Below are 18841 nucleotides of genomic sequence, written 5' to 3'. Positions count from 1 at the left end.
ATAACGTATTATTTAGACAAAATTAATATTATTTAGACAGGATAATTTGATTAGAAATATTGGTACGGCCATTAATCAGGCCCAGTATACCGGTATTCAGCAAAATAGCCTTTTTAGATTTGGAGACTTTAGCCAGCGGATTAGCAGAACTCACAACCGGTTTTTCAAATCTGTAGATGCTGGTATAGGTTGCTTCTTTAAAGACATTTTTTACTTCCGGTTTCAGCTTGTTATACTGGATAACTGCTTCTTTAGTATGCGTATAATTGCGCTGGAAAGTATTAGTGGCAGCAGTATAAGAATAGGAAGAGTTATTTACTGCATTGATCTTTAACTTCTTAAGGACACTTTGGTTGATGTTGTTAAGATTGGAAACCTGTTCAAAAGCGAAACTTAAACTCACCATATAGTTATCGAAATCTACTTTCTTTTTGACGTTACTAATCCCTTTAGCCTTTTTCAGATAAGCAACTATTTCGTCCATTTCTTTCTGAATAGTCTGTTTGGTTGGTACTTTATACCCATTGATACTATCTAAAAGCATAATAGAGGCTACTTTAGTTCTGCTCGCACTTAAATTTACCGTTAAGTTTACCGTTCCAGAGCCATTATTGGCCATATTAATCTCTTCAATGATTTGAAAACAAGAAGAAAAACAACATACAGTTAAGAGTAATACCAGGTATCTGAGCGCTTTGTTTTGCATTTAAAAGGTAAAATAGTCGTTATAAAATATTTTTTAAAGGTAGAGTTTTTTTTAATCTTACTTTTTGTAACTTCCACTTTTCATTTTCCATGCCAAAATCAACGCCACACTACTTAAAACCTTTATTATTCCTGATTTTCATCGTATTAACCAGCGAGAGATTACAGGCACAAACTACTGTTCCGATCACGATAACTAACCAGGGACATGTGATGGTCAAAGCAAAAATCAACGGTGTTGAAGGCAATTTTGTATTCGATACTGGCGCAGGTTTAACGCTGGTAACCAGGAAGTTCGCAGACAAAATCAAAGGATTAAACAAACAGGATGGTGGATATACAGCTTTCAGGGCGACCGGGGAAAAACTGGATGCCGATTTGTATGATGCCGCTTCTCTGACCATAGGAAGTTTTACTGAAACACACCCGGTACTCACAATTTTTGATGTGGACTTTGGCCCGATAGACGGCTTAATTTCCTTGATGAGTTTTAAAAAACAGGTCGTAACACTGGATTACACCCATAAACAGCTGATTTTTGAAACCCCAAAAAGCTTTGCTGAACTGAAGGCCAAAGGTAAAGCCGTTGCTTTACAACTGGAAATATCCAGAGATAAATCATTGGATATGTTTGCCTATTTTAATATCAATGATAAACTAAACCTGCAATTTTCTATAGATAGTGGTTCTGGAAATAACGTGTACCGTATCAACTCTAAATACATGCCCTTGCTGGGAATTGACAGTACAGACCATGAAAAAGTGAAAGTAACCAGTAAACCAAGCGAGTTTAACCCTGCTGTACGCACTAAAATTTACACAGCTAACCTGTTATCTATCGCGCTTAAAGACCTGCCTTCGGCAAAGCTGGAAAACCAAAAAGCTTCCTTTGTGGAAGGACTGATTTATGACGGTATTGTTTCCCTCAACTGGATCGGAAAAAAGATCACTATTGATGTGAATCACGCACAGTTGATTATCAATTAATGGCAAGCAGTAGTTTATTTTAACACAGTTAGTTATTCCAATACAGGATTACCCACAATCGGTAACTTGGCAAATTTGATAACTTCCACACTCGGATACCCAAAGTCTTCCACTACCTTACCTAAAATCAGGTAACAACCTGCGCCACGGAACGGGTAGGATGGAGTACTGCTTGAAAAATGGGTGGTATCAAAGAAATTGCCTTCCGCATCCAGGAAAGTGCCGAACCACATCTTTTTATTGTTCTTGGTATGGACCGTCTTTTCACAAACATAAAGGCCAACCATTTTAACAATTTGCCCGACATAACCGATCAGCTCATTGGTCTGGGGATGTCCTCGGTATGCAGTTTGCAGCAAATCAAAAGAGGAAAGACTAAGCGGAAAACCCAATAATTCAAGCTCATGATAAGCATCTTCCAAAGTGGTATTGACTAACTCCGGCAATTGGTAATGTTTGTTTTCCGCTTCAAATAACTGCGCATGGTTCAACACTTTAACTTTGCTGCCGAGTAAAGAGTGGACATCCCAGAGTAATTCCTTTTTGCTGCGTCCGGTGAAACGTAACGCGCCGGTACGAATCAGGATAATTGCCTGATCCAGGCTAATCGCTGTACGTTTTACAAAATCACTTAAATCAAGATAATCTCCATTTTGATGCCGCTCCTCAGGGATTTGTTCCATCAGTTTTAAAGTCAATCCCAACACCCCGATAAAGCCCAGATAAGCATCAATGCCATGTAAAGTGACCACCGGAGTACTATTATTCACGCAAGGCAAATGTACACGTGCGCCAGCCTTCCGCAATTCATGTACATACACCCAGCGCGGGTAAAAACCACCGTAATTATTCAGTACACCCACCATGAACTCTATCGGATAATAAGTTTTCAGGAATAAACTCTGATAACTTTCTACCGCAAAACTTGCAGAATGTGCCTTCGAAAAACTATAACCTGCAAACGAAGAAACCTGCCGCCATACTTCCTTAGTGGTTATTTCTTCTCGTCCCAGTGCCATGGCACCCGCAAAAAACTTATCAATTAATTTATCAAACTCTATACGGGAACGGTATTTTCCGCTCATTCCTCTGCGCAATATATCAGCGTCACTACCATTCATACCCGCATAATGGATACAAACTTTAATTACATCTTCCTGATACACCATCACCCCATAAGTTTCCTGCATCTGTTCTTTCATCACCGGGTGCAGGTATTTTACCGTTTCAGGCTGATGATAATTCTGAATATAGGTCTTCATCATCCCCGATTGCGCCACACCTGGGCGGATAATAGAACTCGCAGCAACCAGTGTCAGGTAATTATTGCATTTGAGCTTAGCCAGTAACTGGCGCATTGCCGGAGATTCAATATAAAAACAACCAATTGTATTTCCGGATTGCAGCCTGACATTCAGCGCCGGGTCTTTCATGAAGTTTTTAACCTGGTGTACATCTATCTTCAAGCCAAGGTTCTGCTCCACCAGTTTTGCGGCTTCTTTAATATGCCCGATACCCCGCTGACTTAAAATATCATATTTATCATAACCAATCAGCTCTGCTTCATACATATCCCACTGTACCGTAGCCATTCCTTTAGGTGGCAGGTCCAGCGCGGTATAATAAGTAATCGGCTCTTCAGAAATCAAAACTCCGCCTGCATGGATACTGCGCTGGTTAGGCATGCTGCTCATCAGTTCAGCAACAGCCAGGATCTTCTTAAAAGTAGGGTTGTTCCGGTTAGCCGCATCCTGGGTATGGTCTGTAAAGCTGTCAATTTCTGCCTTGGGCAAACCCATCACCTTACCAATTTCCCGGATCACAGAGCGGTCTTTGAAAGTAGACATCGTCCCTAATAAAGCCGTATGCGCTGCCCCGTATTTTTCAAAAATATACTGCTGTACATTTTCCCGTTCATCCCACGAATAATCAATATCAAAATCGGGAGGAGAGCTGCGCTGCGCATTGAGAAACCTTTCAAAGTAAAGGTCTAACTCCAAAGGGTCAACATCAGTGATTCTCATGCAGTAAGCTACTGTGCTGTTTGCCCCTGAGCCACGCCCCACGTGGTGATAACCTTGCCGCATGGAGTACTGAATAATATCCCAGGTGATCAGGAAATAAGCGCAGAAATTCAGGTCGTGGATTATTTTAAGCTCATATTTCACCTTCTCCAAAGCCTTTTCATGGCCTTCCCCATAGCGCGCTATCAAACCTTTCATTGCCAGTTCTTCCAGCAATTCTTTATCTCTGGCCATACTGCCAGTAAAGGTTTTGCGGTTCAGTTTAATTTTCCCCTGCTCATAATCCATTACACAACTATCCAGCAGCTGCTGCGTATTTTCCAGGATAAAAGGATATTTACTAAACCGGGTTTCCAGTTCTCCCGCAGGAAGGAAAGTATCTGAAGGACTGCATTTATCGGCCATGCTTGTTTTAGTTAAAAGGGTATTCAGATCAACACTTCGCAAATATTCATGTAAACGATAACCTATTTTATCTAAAAACACAACAGGTTGTAAAACAACAAGTTTAGCCGCAAAACCTGTAATATCTTTTCCATAAAGCTGGTGCAGCTCATCGAAACGAATCCCCATGAACTCATTTGCTCTGAGTATTTTCCCGTATACATAAGGATAAACAATAAAACAATGTTTAAATACGGGCGGCTGATCCGGCAACTCCTGCTGCTTCAGGTTATGAAAGGTCAGGAAATCATTTAACTCCTTCATACCTTCTTTATTTCTCGCAATGCCGATGTACAGCAATCTTTTATCTCTTCGGAATTCTAATCCGCCAATGGGTTTAATTCCAACCGCATTACAGGCCCTCCAGAACTCCATAACCCCGGTAGAATTGTTCAGATCGGTCAATACCATTTGCGTAATTCCCTGGGCAGCGGCGGCTTTGATTAGCTGAGGAATTGCAATTGTGCCATAACGCAGGCTATAATGGGAGTGGACATTCAGGTACATCAGCTTAAATTTTCAGGTCCAGTACAGAAGCCATTGTAATCGCTTTCCCGCCGAAGCGCTGACGGATTTTATCCATTGCCTGGCATAAATTATATTGTTCCTGCGAATTCTCATACAGATCAATCTGCTCAAAACCATTCACCAGGTTAGACAGGCGTACACCAACCAGGCGGATCAGCATCCGTTTCTGATACAGTTGTTTGAATAAATCTTTCGCTTTGCGGATCAGCACTGCGTCCATTGAAGTATAAGAAATTGTGGCCTGTTTAGTAACATCCTCAAAGTTGGAATAACGGATGGTCACGGTAATACAAGCGGCAATCTTCTGCTTTTGCCGCAGTTCAAAGCCCAGATCCATCACCATCGAAGTAATCAGGTTATTGATAGTTTCCACATCAATAGTATCGGCCTTAAAAGTACATTGTGTACCTATACTTTTTTGTTCCTGGTAAGGAATAACCGCAGACTGATCAATTCCCTTTGCCTTTTCTAATAAAGACAGCCCATTTTTACCGAGTAAACTGATCATCTGATCCGGGTGGATCTGTGACAGAGTGAAGATCTTTTTAATCCCCATATCACTGAGCTTCATAAAGGTCTTTTCACCGAGTCCGGGAATTTTTCTAATTGAAAGGGGATTGAGAAACGGCTGTACTTCAGCTTGTTTCACATTAAGCTCACCATTAGGTTTACATTCATTGGTTGCCATTTTGGAAACGGTCTTATTGACTGATAAACCAAAGGAAATAGGCAGGCCAGTTTCCCGGATCACCGTTTGACGCAGTTCATGGGCATATTGAAGTGTTCCATGGAACCGGTCCATGCCAGTCATATCTATATAATGCTCATCGATACTTGCTTTTTCAATCAGCGGAACACGGGACCTTAATATTTCAGTAATTTCCTGTGAAGCCTGGGAATACGCATCCATGTTCCCTTTAATGAAAATAGCATGCGGACAAAGCAGTTTGGCCATACGGGAAGACATGGCAGAATGGACCCCAAATTTACGCGCTTCGTAACTGCAGGAAGCAACTACACCACGGTCAGAAGTACCGCCAATAATGACAGGTTTACCAGCTAATGAGGAGTCTTTATGTACTTCGACAGAGACGAAGAAAGAATCCTGATCCATATGTATGATGTGTTTCTCTGCCATAAAACGATTTATTTTTACACAAATGTATGCTAAAAATAGTCGTCATAACAAGTAATTTACTAAATATATTAGTAATTACATCTGGTGATAAAATAAAAAGGGAGAATGAAACTTATGTAGTCTCCTTCTCCCTTTTTCAAATCACTGATTCAGTTTAAACGCCCGAATCGGTACGGTTTTCCAGAACCGTTTGTATGCTTTGGCTCACATTAGACATGATATTCACACCTGCAGCTGTCTCAATAGATTTTACAGTAGTCAGGTATTGTTTCCAGTCTGCATTCACTGTACTTTGGTCATTTGGTGTATCTACAGCAATCACACGTGTGGCAGTCGTAATGCGGGAAAGATCATTGTTGCCATTAGGAAGTACTACAATCACTTTCCAAACGCGGGAAGGTACATTTACTTTTCCACCATCAATAGTAGTCTGGTAACCATTTGAACCTGTACCACCAGAACCATAAGAGCCCATCACCACATAAACTTCGTTACCCGCAGTGACTAAAGAGCGCACATAATTTTCAAGGGTTGCCCAGGTTTGCTGATTATTTTTAGGTGCTTGCGGAATCATATTCGTCATTAAAAACGTAGCTGAGTTCGCAGTGCTGCTGGAAGTCCGGTCACCTGAAGGACAGTTGTGCCCACGGTCAAAACCAGAACCAGAATAACTGGTATTGCTTACCCCGTACCAGCCAGAAGGCAGGTTGATGTCTGCTCTGAAGTTATCAGAACGGGAAGCGCTGCCCAGATCGGTACTGCTGATATGCCATGATACCCAGTTAGGTGTACCTTTATCTCTGTTATAAGACTCTGCATAATAAGTCTGATCCATCAGGTAGTTCGCTGTTGAATTGATACTTGGTTGCGCATTACTTGGGTTTCCCAGCAATAAGTTGTTGTTATCGGCAGTGTTACCCGGTGTACCTGTGCCCGGATCTGTACCTGGGTCTGTAGGAGGGGTGCCACCACCTGTACTAAAGCTAATATCATCAATGTTAATACGTGATGTGCCGCCTGATATTTTACGGATTTCAAAAGTCAGATTACCTGTTTTAGTCACGCTAAAAGTAGCGGTAGCCAGCTGGCTTGAAGAACTGGTGATCGTAGTACCTGCTTGTGAATAAGTACTGCCATTATCATTTGATACCCATAATTGCCAGGTAGAAGCATTATCAGTTCCATATACCGCATGTTTAACGGATACCGAAGTTGGACTGCTGATATTAAAATTCATGCCTAAAATACCGTTGTTACGGATACGTACAGATTTTGTCCCAGCTTTGATGTCGGCACTTGTTGAACCGATCAATGCGTCGTTAAGATTCCATGAACCAGTAGTTAAAGTCACGTCTCCGGTCGAGTAAGAGCTTTTGTTTCCGGATTCGAAATCTTCAGTAATGACAGTAGCTGTAGCCTGATCAGCGGCATGCTGGCCTGAAAGGTTTGGATTAGATGGGCTGAGGTCTTGCGTAGTGTCTTTCGAGCACGATGCAAATGCCAGTGACAAGCAGCTGGCGAAAAGTAGATTTCTGAATTTCATAGGTTGATTAATATTTAGGTAAATAGACTCATGTAATATTAAAGTTATATTATTTGAGTGTTATCTAATTAAAAATATATCAATTGATAGGGAAATAAAAGATTACTGATCAGGAAACGATGGTTATCACTAAAAACAATTGCCTGAGCAGAAGTATTATTAGAGTTTTATAAAGCTGTTATTGCTTTCTCCGCCTTCTTACTTCCGGTTTCTTTAAGCAGCAAACTCACCACAATAGCGATCGCAATTCCGGCAATCCAGAATAATCCGGCAGACTGAAAATGACTGGCTTTATCTGTTGCTCCGGTTAATGTTTTACCAAAGAAATGGCTAAACAGCGGGCTCACGAGTGTAGTTACACTAAAAGTGATAAAGTTGATCGCTCCGGTAGCACTTCCTTTCACATGGTCAGGATTAGATTCTTTGATAACCGAATAGGGGATCATCGCAGCGCCAGAAGCCACACCCAGCATGAACGTACTCACATAAGCCGGAAGCAGCTCTGGTAAAAATAACAATTGTAATAAGCTTAAGATCATCAGCACCGCACCGCCAATCAGTACCGGCTTACGCTGACCAATTTTATCGGTCAGATAACCCAGCAGCGGACAGCCAAATACCCAGCCCATCGGCACCATTGCACAGGCAATAGTAGCGTCATGGAAACTGAAAGCTCTGTCTTGCTGGAAAAAGGCTACACCCCAGGTCATCGCAAAAATAGTGGTTGGCGCAAATAAAAGACCTGAAATAATACCGCAAAGCCAGGACTGCGCATTAGAGAATACTACTTTATAAGGACTTAAAAAGCCTTTTGAATGCAATTGTTTAGTCGATTTCTGTTCTTCTTTAGCTATTGGGATAACCAGTAATAACCCGAAAGCAACGATAATGGTAAAAATTCCCGCACCAATCCAGAACAGTTTCTGGTCAACTCCTTTTTCGATTAAAGGGCCTACCACGAATTGTCCGGCAGATCCGCCCAGCATCCCTATACATTGTGTAAAACCAATAGCAGTAGCTAAAGATTTAGGGGAGAACCCTTTTGTAGCCAGGTAAACACAGCCTGGAAAAGCAAATGCGCAACCTGCTCCCTGTAATAAACGACCTGTATTTCCGGCAAATTCACTGGAGATTACAAAAAGTAAAGCACCGATTCCCAAAATCACTGCGCCGGCAAACAAAGAATATTTTGCACCGAACCTGTCGAGCGCTATCCCTGCAATCAGACTACAGGTTGAATAAGTATAATAATAAGTACCTATAATAGACACCAAGCCAATGGTAGAAACATTAAATACCGCTGATAATTGAGGGATCATGACTGCCGGAGCAGCTCTGATTACATAATCCAGAAAATAAAAAAGAAGGCCGAAAACCCAGGCAATAACGTAATATTTTGTAGCAGACGATTTGTTGATATGATCCATAAGGAGATTAACGTGTTATAAAGGGTTGAAGCTTAGAAAATAGTGAAACATAGAGAGCCGCTAAGGATTAACTTTAGTCAGTTGGCAATATTTATCGCCCCAGTCTGACAAGACCTGCATAACCGGGATCAGGGATTGCCCCAGTTCGGTGAGTTGATATTCTACTTTAGGAGGTGATTCTGCATAAGCTTTTCTGGAAATGATGCCATCGCGTTCCAGTTCACGCAATTGTGTAGTGAGTGTGGTTTGCGTAATGTCCTGCATTTTTTTTCTCAGCGCTCCGAACCTTGCAGGGCATTCCTGACGGATCGCATTTAATAAAAGTAGTTTCCATTTCCCGCCAATAACTTTCCACGCGTTTGTCATGGAACAGTTATCTTCCAGCTGCTCGTTATTTTCTTGTTTTATAACCAGCTGAGGGTCATCATTGGTACTGTTTTCCATACTTAGTATTGTCCGGCAAACTACTTGTTTAACTTCAATGTAGCTTCCATCTTTGGGTGGTAAAGTTAATCATAATCGGTGATCCCACCCATAAAAAACACATGAATAGCGATGAGCAAGCAACCTTCTAAATGGATATTACTGATTATCCTTTCCTCTTCTATCTTTTTATCCGTTATTGATATTTTTATAGTCAATGTGGCCATACCTGCTATCAAAAGAGGAATTCATGGCACAGATGGCGACATACAGCTTGTTATTGCTTTATATCTGCTGGGTTATGCAGCATTTTTAATTACCGGCGGCAGGGCAGGAGATTACTATGGCAAAAAGAGAGTTTTTATCATTGCGATGTTATCATTTACTTTCGCTTCACTGTTATGCGGGATCTCTCAAACTGCTTTTCAGTTGAATACTGCCCGGTTTTTCCAGGGGATCAGTGCTGCTTTCATGGTTCCGCAGGGCATTGCCTATATTCAGCTGATTTTCCCCTCTCACCAGGAACGGATTAAAGCATTGGGAATTTATGGAAGTATAGCAGGGGCGGCCTCTGTGATTGGCCAGTTTTTAGGCGGTATATTACCGGACACCCATTTTTTTATTGCAGGCTGGCGGCTGATTTTCCTGATCAATCTTCCGCTGGGAATCATTTCAGCCCTGATGGCGGCAAAACTATTGAAAGATAACACGATTACAAAAACTGGTCAATTTGATTATTCGGGTGTATTTTTACTAACTGTAGCGCTGGTTAGCCTGATTTATCCTTTAATCCGGGGTGCAGAACTAGGCTGGCCCTGGTGGAGTATAGTTTTGATAGGACTATCAATTGTTTTGCTGTTTATCTTTTTATATGATCAAAAGAGAAAGCTGCTGCAAAGAAAAGAACCGCTGATCAATATCAGGCTGTTCGGTTATAAGGACTTTAACATAGGGCTTTGTGCAGTTTTGTTTTATTTCATGGCACAGGATTCTTATTTCCTGATCAATGCGATCCTGTTGCAGACCGGATTTGGGATCAGCTCTTCAGAAACGGGTATCTTTTTTGTTTTTCAGGGCGTTGGCTATGTGGCCGCTTCAATTCTTGCCATCCGGTTGATCCCGGTTTATGGAAAAAAGGTTTTGCAGGGCGGGGTGCTGATTATGGTGACCGCTTTGATTCTCCATATCCTGTTTTTTAAATCGGCAGCCGTGAGCCGGATGATCTTTTTACCGATATTATTTATTTACGGTACAGGTTGCGGCGCGGTATTACCATCTTTACTGACCATGGCGCTAAAAAGCATTCCTGCAAAATTTGCCGGTGCAGCTTCAGGGACTTTTTCGACCTTTCAGCAAACGGCAATTGCATTGGGCATTGGCATTGTAGGAGGGGTGTTCTTTGCTACATTAGGAAAAGCAGAAACTCCGCAAGCTTATTTATCCGCCTATCAAACGGCTACCATCCTGAATGTGATCCTCTTGGTATTGGTCAGCTTTTTCCTCTTTCTTTTACCAGAAAAAACCACCACCTTAAGGAATAATCAGCTGGATTAGTAAAACGTTTTAAAATAATTGACAACAAAAAAGGCTTTCGTTTGTTAATGTTTCCAATAAGCTATTTGTTTGTTAGCATCATAAAATTTTGGTAGTTTAGCTTAAAGATCGTGTTGAATTTTTATTAACCGGACCGAAACAGCTTTGCCTGAATAACAAAAATTAACGGTGGGATAAAGAATTGAGAATCCCTTTGTGAATCAGTAAAATGGAGATCATTAAAAACATTTATAAGTTAGTAGGGATTGTCAGGCATATAGAACTTTTGAGGTTGGAAGAAGGTGCCAGGCAATATTTATCCCAGCTTAATATTAGTTTTGAAATTGTCACAGCTAAATCTTCCGCATTAAAAGTGAAAACACGGCAGTGGAAATGCACCAATGGCCACCCTGCAGAAATCCCGAAATTAATCTCCCTTACTCAGGATCTTTTTGAAAGATTTGTTACTGGCGTACCTGTAACGGTTCACCCTATAGTTTATACACCCGCTATCGTAGATGATGTTGAACCGGGCTGGATCGGTGATCAAATGCTGAACATGGGCATCACACTCAAAGATATTCATCGGGATACTGGTATAGACAGGTTAAGTTTATCTTCCTGGATCGACGGACTTGAACCTATAAGTCAGGAGATTAAAGCCATGTTTTTCTATTATTTTGAAAGCATCGAACTCCGAAAAAACTCAATCCCCACACACAGCGCATTTAACGAACCTTGTTACAATTGATTTCAGCGCGGTAAAAAACAGACAATTTTTTTTCTGATGCAGAAGAGATTTGGATGGTATGGTTAAATTGTTAAATTTGAGTTAACCAAATATATTCCGATGCCTAAACCTGCTGCAGACCTATCTCATTTGATCTGTGATATAGCTTTATATGATAGTGAAAATGCGTATGAAAAGCTTTTTAAAAACCTTTTCCCCGCGTTATATCGCTTCTGTTATTATCTGTTAAAATCAAGAGAGCTGGCTGAAGAGGTGGCAAATGATGTGATGATTACACTGTGGAAAAACAGAAAAAAACTACCTGAGGTACAAAATATTAAAGTTTATACCTTCGTCATCGCCCGTAATCTTTGCTTAAATTTCTTAAATAAACATTCCAAAAGAGAACTGATTTTTTTAGAAGACATTGATATACAGATCGTACTGGATAGTCTCAATCCTGAACAGCTCCTGATCAATGATGAGTTGAAAAAGAAATTAGAACAGGCTACCGAAGCCCTGCCAAATAAATGCAAACTGGTTTTTAAACTGATCAAAGAAGATGGATTAAGTTATAAAGAAACAGCCGCTATTTTGAATATTTCGACGAAAACTGTGGATGCCCACCTGGTCAATGCAGTCAAAAAACTTACTGCTGTTCTTAAAGTCGAATTTAACTTGATGTAACCCTTATTTATTTTTTTCATTTCGGACTAGGGAGTTTTCTGATATATATTGTCCTATATACACTAACCAATATAAAATCAGTATCGCGGTCTTTATGAAAAGAAGCAGAATTATAGAATTATTAGCTCGTAAAATGGCTGGTGAAGCGACCCCATATGAATTGGAGGAGCTGAATATGCTCATTGATAGCTATCCTGACTCTGTTTATTATGAAGAAGTACTCAAACAAATCTGGCTCAACAATGAGGAGCCTGATGCAGATACTCCTGATGTTGACCGTATTTATCAATGTCATAGGCTCCAGTTTTATGACGAGCTGACCACGCCTGCGGCAGAAGAACCAGTTCCGTTCTTTCGTCAATATCAAAACCTGTCGATCACAGTCCTTGCTTTATGTTTAATTTTCTTTGCCGGCTTATTTTATATCCATAACCGTACGCAGGATACTTTCAATACGCAGCTGGTTGCTGGAAAAGGGGTGCGTAAAAAGATGAAATTACCAGACGGCACTTTAGTCTGGCTCAATTCAGACAGCAAATTAGCTTACCATTCAGACATTAATAAAAGAAAGGTACGTATTGTACATTTAACAGGAGAGGCTTTTTTTGATGTAGCCCACCATGAGTCACATCCATTTATAGTGCAAACCGATAAGATTGCCATTAAAGTATTAGGCACCGCTTTTAACGTAAGGGCCTATCCTGTAGATCAGAAGTCTGTGGCCACTTTATTACGTGGTTCCATTGAATTATCTGTCAATGAAAGGCCTCAGCAAAAGATCATCTTAAATCCTTCGGAAAAATTTGTACTGCAAGATGGCCAGCAGGGTGTATTGAAAATGGACAATCAGGATATTACCCTGCTGATTGAACATATCGTACCTGTTCATATCGGGGGAAATGAATATATAGAAGAAGTTTCCTGGAAAAACAATACACTGGTATTTCACAATGAATCATTCGTTGATTTAAAGCCGAGACTGGAACGCTGGTTTAACATCAAAATTAAGCTGGGTTCTTCCAGGGCAAAATCCTATCGCTTTACAGGAGTCTTTAAGAATGAGACTATTAAAGAAGCCTTAACGGCTATGCAGTTAATCAAACCTTTCACCTTTAACCTTACCGCACATGACGTGACCATCTACTAAAAAAAGGGAGTAAATGCGCCAACATTCCCTCCCTTTCCAATCCTCCAACCCGTAATGTAACAAACGGTTTATCAGATTTTTAACTTTGAAATTCACAAATCTATGAAAAAAAAAGGACTGTGCAATAAAGTTCTATGCGTCCACTTTTCCCAAAAAAAACTAATATTAATGTTAAACTGGATCTTTGTTTTGTCTTTTCTCTTTTGTTTCCAGGTATCTGCCAGCAGTTACTCTCAAAACAAGAAGATTGATTTAAACCTTCAGCAAATAAAACTAAAGGATGCTTTGGTTATTCTGGAGCGTAAAGGGAATTTTCGTTTGCTGTACAGCGAAGAGGATCTCCCGCTGGATAAAGATATTACGCTGATGCAAAAAGACATTATGGTCTTTGATGCACTGAGTTTCCTTTTGAAAGGCACAGGCTTGAAGTTCCAGGCTATGGAGGACGATCTGATTGTGATCAGGCCCAAAAACGGAGCTGTTGCAGATATAGTAGTCAGAGGAACAGTAACGGATGAAAAGGGTGGTGGTATTCCCGGAGTCAGCATTAAGCTAAAAGAAACCACTGCTGCGGCCACGACCGATGGGTCTGGTAAATACAGTATTAAAGTTCCTGACAATGGGGTGCTAATTTTTTCTTACCTGGGTTATAATACGCAGGAAGTCGCGGTGAATAGCCGCCCTGTAATCAATGTCAAACTGCAGGAAAACAGCCAGGCGCTCACAGAAATTGTAGTAGTTGGTTATGGTACGCAGAAAAAGGCAGTAGTTTCCGGCGCAGTAACTTCTGTGAAAGGTACAGAGCTGGCGAAAACACCGAACGTAAATCTGTCTAACTCTTTAGCCGGACGATTACCCGGAGTAACTGCCTTACAATCCAGCGGAGAACCGGGTGCTGATGGTTCTACCATCCGGATTCGCGGGGTAAATTCCTTAGGAAATAATGATGCACTAATTGTTATTGACGGGGTGCCAAACCGTGCGGGTGGTTTAGAAAGGATCAATCCGAATGACGTGGAAAGTGTATCTGTACTGAAGGATGCTTCTGCTGCAATTTACGGATCACGCGCAGCGAACGGGGTAATCCTGATTACTACTAAACAAGGTAAATCTGGTAAACCTCAGCTTTCTTACGATTTCAGCTATGGCTTGCAACAGCCTACCAGAACGCCTAAAATGGCCAATTCAACACAATATGCCGAGATCTTGAATGAGCTGAATATTTTTGGTGCAGATTTACCTGTAGACCAGTGGGGTGCTGCTTCACAGGCATTTAAAGCAACTGGTACTTATAAAAGAACGGATAATGGAAATATCTTGTCGGCCGTTTACCGTCCCGATGAAATGCAGAAATTAAGTGATGGGTCAGATCCTTTGCGTTACCCGAATACAGACTGGTTTAAGACGACTTTGAAAAACTGGTCGCCTCAGCAAAGACATAATTTGCAATTGACCGGCGGCGCAGAGAATATCAAATACCTGGTTTCCTTAGGTTACCTGGATCAGGATGGCTATTATAAAAAGTCAGCGACTGGCTATAAGCAATATGATCTGAGGATTAACCTGGAAGCGGCAGTGAGTAAATATGTGACTTTAACTTTAGGCATTACAGGCAGAGAAGAGGCGCGTAATTATCCAACTGTTGGCGCTGGTGATATTTTCAGAATGCTGATGCGTGGTAAACCTACGGAGCAGGAAGTCTGGCCAAATGGGTTACCAGGGCCGGATATTGAATTTGGTTATAATCCTTACGTGATCACCACAGATCAGACAGGGTATAACAGAGATCAGCGGGATTACTTTCAGTCTACGGGTAAAATTGATATTAAAGTCCCGGGCGTAGAAGGGCTGAAAATTACAGGTACAGCTTCTATTGACAAGTTTGCGGGCAGACAAAAAAGATGGCAGACTCCATGGACATTATATTACTGGGATAAAAAATCTTTTGAGGCCGACGGCGTTACGCCTTTGCTGAAAGGATCTGTACGTTCGGAGCGTACTGATGCAAGTTTGGGAGAGACTGCAGGTTCACAGCTTGCTATCAATTTAATGGGAATGGCTACTTATGATAAGAAAATAGGTGATCATACTTTTAACCTGATGGCAGGGGTAACCAGGGAAAAAGTTAACAATGATGGTTTCAGCGCCACACGCAGGTACTTCCTTTCTACCGCTTTACAGGAATTGGTAGCAGGAAGTGACAGAGAACAAACGGTTGGCAATCCAACTGACGCACCTAATAATTTATTTAACAGGGCTCGTTTAAGTTATTTTGGCAGAGCTGGTTATAATTATAAAGAAAAGTATCTGGCAGAGTTTTTATGGCGGGTAGACGGGTCTTATATCTTCCCTGAAAATAAAAGGTTCGGATTTTTTCCGGGGGTTTCAGCAGGCTGGAGGGTATCTGAAGAATCCTTCTTTAAAGACCATATTAAGTTTATCAATAACCTGAAAATCAGGGCTTCTTATGGGCAGATGGGTGCTGAAGCTTATTTCGGGGATGCTTTGGCGGAGTACCAGTATTTAAATACCATGGGCTTTGGTAATTACATTATCAACAATCAGTACAGCCAGACTTTAGTAGAAAACCGTGTACCCAATTTAGATTTTGGATGGGAAGTAGCCAACAATGCGAATTTAGGTTTAGATGCTTCGTTTTTAAATAACAAGCTGAGTTTTGAGTTTGATTATTTCTATAATAAACGGACTAAAATCCTGATCAGCAGAGGTAGTTCTATTCCGGGCAGTTCCGGGATCACTGAAAAGTTGCCTCCTGTTAATTTAGGAAAGGTTAATAACAAAGGCTTTGAGTTTAAATTGAGTTACAATGACCATGTTGGTGAATTGAACTACGGCGTAAGTGTGAACGGCGGATATTCTAAAAATAAGATCATTTTCTGGGATGAAACTCCTGGCGCACCTTCATGGCAACAGTCTACAGGCATGCCAACGGGTACGGATTTGATTTATGAGTATGTTGGGGTATTTAGGGATGACGCGGAAATTAAAGCTAATACGATTAATTACAGCGCTTTAACAAATAAACTTCTTCCGGGTGACATGAAGTTCAGGGATGTGAATGGAGACGGTAAAATTGATGGGGATGACCGGATCAGGTCTGATAAAACCAGCACGCCGACTTTTACAGGTGGTTTTAACCTGACTTTACAATACAAGAACTTTGACTTTTCGGCCTTGATACAAGGCGCGAGCGGTGGGGTTCAGATTGTAGGTTTAACGGAATCGGGAGATATTGGAAACTTCCTGGACTGGTCTTATCAAAACCGCTGGACAATTGATAATCCAAGCAGTGAATTCCCTCGTTTGTCGAACCGTGGTAAAACGTATTATACAGATTTTAACAATGCGGGCAGAAATACTTACTGGCTGCGCAGCAACAATTATGTCAGACTGAAAAATGTAGAGATAGGGTATACGTTGCCATCTGTTTGGTGTAAAAAAGCAGGTATTAGTGCGGTAAGAGTATATGTTAACGGCTTAAACCTGATTACAGTAGATAAAATCGGAATCTGGGACCCGGAATCAACGAATTCCAGTGCACAGTATTATCCGCAGGCAAGAGTGATCAACACAGGGATCAAAGCTACTTTTTAAACTTATTATCTAATTGCAATTGCATATGAAAACTATATTCAAAAATACATATATACTATTGACCACCGCACTGCTGGCCTCCTTTGTGAGCGGATGCAAGAAGGATTTCCTGAGCGTAAGTCCACCTACTGCAATACCGTCAGAACTGATTTGGAAAGACCCGGCGCTGGCGCAGGCCTTTGTAACCGACATCTATAATGGTTTAGGGAATGGCGGGTTTCCAGAACAAATGTTGTCTTCTGTGACCGATGAATCTTTATTCACCCATCCAAACAGGGGGATTGACCTGGTGAATGCCGGAATTATAAACCCTACAAATTTAGGCTGGGTTGATGATACCTGGGCTTATAATAAGATGTACAACCGGATCAGGTCTTGTAATATTACGATCGAACAGTTAACCGGAGCGGATAATGGGATAACGGATAAAAATGTGAAAGATCAGTTGCTGGGTGAAGCACACTTTTTAAGAGCTTATTTTTATCATCAGCTGACACGTTTTTATGGTAGTGTGCCACTGATTACAAAGGTTTACGCACTGAATGAGGATTACGCCGCTAAAAGGGCAACTTATGAAGAGTGTGTGAATTTTATGATCAAAGATTGTGATGATGCGATCAAAGAATTGACAGGAAAGTCTACGCAAAAAGGAAGAACTTCTTCTCTGGCAGCAATGGCATTAAAATCAAGGGTACTTTTATATGCGGCAAGTGATTTACATGATTCACCGACTGCCAGATCAAAATCTAAAGGGGTGATTTCAGGTTATGCCAATCCTGAATTTCTTGGTTATACCACAGGAGATCGTATGCAGCGTTGGAAAGCAGCACAGGATGCAGCTAAAGCTGTACTGGATGCAGGTACTGGTTATAAGCTGTCTCTCAGCGAGAAAGTATCGGTTAACGCTGGAATCATTAATTATAAAAGTATTGCGATGGGCGGGGAAAGTAAAGCACCGGGCATAGATCCTTCGGCAAGTTCAGAACTGATATTTGCCAGGTATTTTATTGACCGGAGTGATAACCGGTATGCGCGTGCCAATGGCCCGAATGGGTATCATAACTGGGCAGGTAATACACCAATTGGCTTAATGGTAGATGATTACGAAATGACAGACGGGACTAAATTCAGCTGGGCAAATACCGCGCAGAAGAGCGCACCTTACCAAAATCGTGATCCTCGTTTTTACGCTACGATATTATATGATGGTGCAGGCTGGAAGCCAAGGGATAAAGTTTCGGGAAATGTCGATCCTGCAAATCAGATCCAGACTGGAGAGTATGATTTGAAAGAAGGCAGTAATGTCATCAATTTCAAAGGATTGGATACCCGCGGAAGTTCTATTGAAAACTGGAATGGAAGCTGGACAGGCTATTATATGCAGAAATTTACTGACCCGGACCCTTCCATTGTAGATGCTTCCATGCCGCAATTTGTACCATGGCCATTTTTCAGGTATACAGAAGCAGTGCTGAATTATATCGAGGCGAGCATTGAGTTAGGACAAACTGACCAGGCAATCGTTTGGTTGAACAGGATCAGGTTCAGAGCTGGTATGCCAGCTGTAGGCTCAACTTCACCGTCTGAATTAAGGGATATTTATCGCCACGAACGCAGGATTGAAATGGCTTACGAGGAGCAGCGTTACCATGATGCACGCCGCTGGATGATTGCCGAAGAAACATTGGGCAGACAACCTACTTATATCAAAGTTTCGGGCAAGTTTAAATCCGGACAAACGATGTCTGCGCCTTATCATTACGATCCTTCAGTTTACGATTACTCTTATACGCCAACCGTTGAAACTGCTCAGGAGAGCCGTCAATGGGCAGAGAAAGTATATTTCAGACCGTTTGAGCGTGATGAAGTTTTTAAGAATAAAGAGTTGAAACAGAACCCCGGGTATTAAT

Annotated in this window: 13 protein-coding genes; 7 read left to right on the top strand and 6 right to left on the bottom strand. The window is 41.3% G+C overall.

Annotated features, from left to right (window positions below):
* Nucleotides 1-28 precede the first annotated feature (28 nt).
* Nucleotides 29-706, bottom strand: coding sequence for a hypothetical protein (locus tag LY11_RS11510; RefSeq protein WP_111633843.1), 678 nt, complete (start codon nucleotides 704-706; stop codon nucleotides 29-31).
* Between the two features lie 89 nt (nucleotides 707-795).
* Here LY11_RS11510 and LY11_RS11505 point away from each other — a divergent pair, with 89 nt between their 5' ends.
* Nucleotides 796-1692, top strand: a complete 897-nt coding sequence (locus LY11_RS11505; protein ID WP_111633842.1) for a retropepsin-like aspartic protease — start codon at nucleotides 796-798, stop codon at nucleotides 1690-1692.
* Nucleotides 1693-1724: 32 nt separating this feature from the next.
* Here LY11_RS11505 and LY11_RS11500 read toward each other — a convergent pair whose 3' ends face one another.
* The 5 genes from LY11_RS11500 to LY11_RS11480 all read right to left on the bottom strand — a co-directional run bounded on the left by LY11_RS11500 (nucleotide 1725) and on the right by LY11_RS11480 (nucleotide 9240).
* A complete protein-coding gene (locus LY11_RS11500) occupies nucleotides 1725-4667 on the bottom strand; it encodes a DNA polymerase III subunit alpha (protein WP_111633841.1) in 2943 nt (980 codons plus the stop codon).
* 4 nt (nucleotides 4668-4671) lie between these two features.
* The gene (gene dinB, locus LY11_RS11495; protein ID WP_111633840.1) at nucleotides 4672-5826 is read right to left on the bottom strand and encodes a DNA polymerase IV; all 1155 of its coding nucleotides are present in this window, start codon (nucleotides 5824-5826) and stop codon (nucleotides 4672-4674) included.
* A 154-nt stretch (nucleotides 5827-5980) separates the two neighbouring features.
* Nucleotides 5981-7369 (bottom strand): DNA/RNA non-specific endonuclease, encoded by a 1389-nt coding sequence (locus LY11_RS11490; protein WP_111633839.1) that lies wholly within the window; start codon nucleotides 7367-7369, stop codon nucleotides 5981-5983.
* 167 nt (nucleotides 7370-7536) lie between these two features.
* A complete protein-coding gene (locus LY11_RS11485) occupies nucleotides 7537-8796 on the bottom strand; it encodes an MFS transporter (protein WP_111633838.1) in 1260 nt (419 codons plus the stop codon).
* Between the two features lie 60 nt (nucleotides 8797-8856).
* Nucleotides 8857-9240 (bottom strand): winged helix-turn-helix transcriptional regulator, encoded by a 384-nt coding sequence (locus tag LY11_RS11480; protein WP_111633837.1) that lies wholly within the window; start codon nucleotides 9238-9240, stop codon nucleotides 8857-8859.
* 111 nt (nucleotides 9241-9351) lie between these two features.
* On the opposite strand from LY11_RS11480, the gene LY11_RS11475 reads away from it, so the two are divergent.
* From LY11_RS11475 to LY11_RS11450, 6 genes are all read left to right on the top strand, one after another.
* Nucleotides 9352-10773 (top strand): MFS transporter, encoded by a 1422-nt coding sequence (locus LY11_RS11475; RefSeq protein WP_111633836.1) that lies wholly within the window; start codon nucleotides 9352-9354, stop codon nucleotides 10771-10773.
* Between the two features lie 208 nt (nucleotides 10774-10981).
* Nucleotides 10982-11503 (top strand): hypothetical protein, encoded by a 522-nt coding sequence (locus LY11_RS11470; RefSeq protein WP_111633835.1) that lies wholly within the window; start codon nucleotides 10982-10984, stop codon nucleotides 11501-11503.
* A 99-nt stretch (nucleotides 11504-11602) separates the two neighbouring features.
* The gene (locus LY11_RS11465) at nucleotides 11603-12169 is read left to right on the top strand and encodes an RNA polymerase sigma factor (protein ID WP_111633834.1); all 567 of its coding nucleotides are present in this window, start codon (nucleotides 11603-11605) and stop codon (nucleotides 12167-12169) included.
* Nucleotides 12170-12263: 94 nt separating this feature from the next.
* Nucleotides 12264-13316 carry a FecR family protein gene (locus LY11_RS11460; protein WP_111633833.1) on the top strand — a complete coding sequence of 351 codons (1053 nt, stop codon included), beginning with the start codon at nucleotides 12264-12266 and terminating at the stop codon, nucleotides 13314-13316.
* A gap of 168 nt (nucleotides 13317-13484) precedes the next feature.
* Nucleotides 13485-16931 carry a TonB-dependent receptor gene (locus LY11_RS11455; RefSeq protein ID WP_245952719.1) on the top strand — a complete coding sequence of 1149 codons (3447 nt, stop codon included), beginning with the start codon at nucleotides 13485-13487 and terminating at the stop codon, nucleotides 16929-16931.
* Nucleotides 16932-16956: 25 nt separating this feature from the next.
* Nucleotides 16957-18840, top strand: coding sequence for a RagB/SusD family nutrient uptake outer membrane protein (locus LY11_RS11450; protein WP_111633832.1), 1884 nt, complete (start codon nucleotides 16957-16959; stop codon nucleotides 18838-18840).
* The last annotated feature ends 1 nt before the right edge of the window (nucleotide 18841 follow it).

It is taken from the genome of Pedobacter cryoconitis, assembly GCF_003259615.1.
GTDB classification, from domain to species: domain Bacteria; phylum Bacteroidota; class Bacteroidia; order Sphingobacteriales; family Sphingobacteriaceae; genus Pedobacter; species Pedobacter cryoconitis.
This window is presented reverse-complemented; position numbering and strand designations above follow the sequence as displayed.